4 protein-coding genes are annotated in these 3243 nt (G+C 38.2%); 3 read left to right on the top strand and 1 reads right to left on the bottom strand.

The features are described 5' to 3' along the window. Nucleotides 1-20: 20 nt before the first annotated feature. Entirely contained in the window at nt 21-332 is a 312-nt protein-coding gene (locus IEV91_RS21435; protein ID WP_188499463.1) for a YtzH-like family protein, read from the bottom strand. A 471-nt stretch (nt 333-803) separates the two neighbouring features. On the opposite strand from IEV91_RS21435, the gene trmB reads away from it, so the two are divergent. The 3 genes from trmB to IEV91_RS21420 all read left to right on the top strand — a co-directional run bounded on the left by trmB (nt 804) and on the right by IEV91_RS21420 (nt 3135). Continuing rightward, complete coding sequence (gene trmB, locus IEV91_RS21430) at nt 804-1439, top strand: tRNA (guanosine(46)-N7)-methyltransferase TrmB (RefSeq protein ID WP_188499462.1); 636 nt, start codon at nt 804-806, stop codon at nt 1437-1439. Between the two features lie 175 nt (nt 1440-1614). Continuing rightward, on the top strand, nt 1615-2466 hold the full coding sequence (locus tag IEV91_RS21425; protein WP_188499461.1) for a YtnP family quorum-quenching lactonase: 852 nt from the start codon (nt 1615-1617) through the stop codon (nt 2464-2466). 111 nt (nt 2467-2577) lie between these two features. Next, entirely contained in the window at nt 2578-3135 is a 558-nt protein-coding gene (locus IEV91_RS21420; protein WP_188499460.1) for a hypothetical protein, read from the top strand. Nucleotides 3136-3243: the final 108 nt, after the last annotated feature.

Raw genomic sequence — 3243 nt, 5'->3', positions numbered from 1 at the left:
CGCCGGCCGGTAGTTTAGGCTTATAGCCTTTGTGCAAACCACCCTTTGGAAGGGTGGTTATGATTTAAAGTTTGGAGCCATGAGTTCAGATTGTCTTTGTTTTCGGTAATATGATCATCATAGCCTGATAAAGACATCCCTTTTGCACTGTAATCACTGATGGCTTGTAATGTTTCGTTGGCATTGGTGACCTGTTCATTAGAATCATTTATAAGTGTTTGAGCTGTCCGATATAATTGTTGATATTCAGAAGAAGAAGCAGCACCATCAAGATGATGAGTTCTTAGAATATCCTTAATCAGGTTTAAACGATCGTTTGCCGTTAAGCTCATGTGTGTCACCACATCCTTTTTAGACTGACTCATGAATCCAGTGTTTCTATTGTAGTTTGATCTGAAATTTTCTTTTTTATAACTTAGCGGAAACCTTTATAAGTGCAACTAAGGCTTTCGCCATTAAGAGTGGACGACGACATTAATGTGTAAAGCGTATGCCTAAATATCAGGTTGTGCTTAGTGAATCGGTGAAGTATAAGCCAAGTTTTCTAAAAAGATCAGAAGGAAAATTCCTAAATATAAGGACAGTATGGATTTTCGCTCCAGAACGCTTGCCCTGTGCCCGTACGACTCTCGCATAGCATCCGTGAGTCAGCGGCGCTGAGGCACACACTTTTTTGGCCCAACTGAATGAAGACAGGCATGCTTTACGCTCGGTTTTCTTATGACTGAATGGATTGTATCTTTAGTTGCAGTTATATTCATGGTAAAATGCTCTTTGTGAATGAAACTGAGGAGTGAAGAGTCATGCGCGTTCGAAACAAACCATGGGCTAAGGATAAGCTACTAGAACATTCAGCATTAGTGATTCCTGACCCGGAGAATTATAAAGGAAAGTGGCGAGAGAAATTTAATCATTCGGCACCCCTCCATGTTGAAATTGGGACGGGAAAAGGTCAGTTTATTTTGGGGATGGCGGAGCAATATCCAGATATAAATTTTATTGGAATAGAGCTTGAAGAGAGTATCATTGTATCGGCACTGGAAAAGCTCTTAGACAAGCCGCTTCCTAATGTTTTATTCTTAAATAAGAATGCTAATGATCTGACCGATTTTTTTGCGGAAAATGAGGTGGATGAGCTCTATCTAAATTTCTCTGATCCGTGGCCGAAGAATCGTCATGAAAAGCGGCGTTTAACGTATAAAAGCTTTTTACAAAATTATCGTCAGGTTTTAAAAACAAAGGGCAAATTAAACCTGAAAACGGATAATAGGGGATTTTTCGAATATTCTTTGGAGAGTTTTTCTCAATTCGGTCTTACTTTAGGCAATATAAGTTTAGATCTTCATGCCTCTGAATGTCCTGGGAATATTATGACGGAATATGAAGAAAAATTCTCAGCAAAGGGTCAGCCCATTTACCGTTGTGAGGCTTCTTTTTAAATTTTTTTTGCTTCATTGTCCTAAGATCTTTTTACTTTAGATTGGGCAGTAGTGAGGAGTATGATAATATATAAGGAAATAGTCTTTTCAAAACATCAAATGTTTCGAAAAGGCTAAGTTCTAGATAATATCGTGAGGTTTCTTACTACTGCAAGGGACAAGGAGGTATGAAGGGATGGAACAACTGAAGCTAGGAGAATGGACCCTCACGTGGCTAGATGGTGGTGTTACCAACATGGATGGCGGTGCAATGTTTGGTGTCGTCCCCAAACCACTGTGGTCCAAAAAATATCCTGTGAATGATAAGAATCAAATTGAGTTGAGAACAGATCCTATTTTAATTCAGGGAAAGGGTAAAAACTTGCTTGTGGAGTCAGGCATCGGTAACAATAAATTAACGGCAAAACAGCGTCGAAACTATGGAGTGACTTCAGAGTCCAAATTGGATCATGATTTAGCAATTCTTGGATTAACTACACAGGATATTGATGAAGTTTTGATGACCCATATGCATTTTGACCATGCATTAGGATTAACAAAATATAAGGACGATATTTTAGTCCCTACTTTTGAAAACGCTTGTATTTGGACGTCACAAGTTGAATGGGATGAAATGCGTGAACCGAATATTCGGTCTAGGAATACCTATTGGGAAGAAAATTGGAAGCCTATTCAATCTCAGGTACGAACCTTTACACAGTCACAGGAAGTTAGCGAAGGGATTGTCATGCACCATACGGGTGGACACAGCGATGGACATTCTGTTTTAACGATTGAAAGTGGTGGTGAATACTTAATCCACATGGCTGATCTTATGCCAACGCATGCTCACTTCAATGTTCTCTGGGTGCTCGCTTACGATGATTATCCGATGACATCTATAAAGCAGAAAGAAATATGGCTGCCAAAAGGCATAGAGAAAAATGCGTGGTTTAGCTTTTACCATGATGCGTTTTATCGCGCGGTTAAATTTGATGAAAAGGGTCAGATTTTAGAAAACATTGACCGGTTAAGAGAAGAGGTATAAGCGCATAATATACTTGTGATCTTGAATTAATTATAATATTATGATGAAAATGAATAATAGCGTTTTCTTGTAAGAAAATTATGGTATGATAAAGGACGGGAGGGAAAGCATATGTTGAAAAAATGCCTTGCACTACTTTCTGCACTATCAGTCGTCTTATTATTCGTAATGGGAACCTCTTATGCGAAGACAGTTACGAGTGGTGACATGTTTAAAGCCTTTCAAAAACAATATAGTGATGAAAATTACGACTATAAAAAAGGTTCCCTTAAAATCACCGATGTTCAAACGATTAACCTTAATCAGCCTATTACAGTAAAAAATGGCGACAAAGAGGTTACCGTGAATCAAGTTCAAATTGGTGTAGCGCATTTTAAAACCGTTAGAGACTACATATTCTTTAAGGATTGGAAAGAATACGCTTATTACGCCCCAGAACAAAACTTGATTTTAACTGAAGGGGATGTTACAGGTGTATCCCAAATTAAAGACTTCGAAAAACAACATGAATCAAAGGTGTCGTTAGAGCTTGGACCCATTGTTGGCCTTTGTCTCCTTGTCATCATTATTCCACTTCTCTTCGCTTATATTTGGTTAAGATTCAAGTACAACAGCTTAGACTTCAAACTGCAAAATGGAATGTTAGAAGAGAATAACCGCCTTCGATAATAAAGGCTTAAAAGACCTTGCAGATTTGTGCGAGGTTTTTTTAGGCTCTATTATATATGTTGGGGTTTGTAGACAATTTACAATGCTGTTTTGGTTAAGTGAAAAATA

Source organism: Pullulanibacillus pueri (assembly GCF_014639255.1).
Lineage (GTDB): Bacteria > Bacillota > Bacilli > Bacillales > Sporolactobacillaceae > Pullulanibacillus > Pullulanibacillus pueri.
Note: the sequence above shows the minus strand (reverse complement) of the source record. Positions and strands in the feature narration are given on the sequence as shown.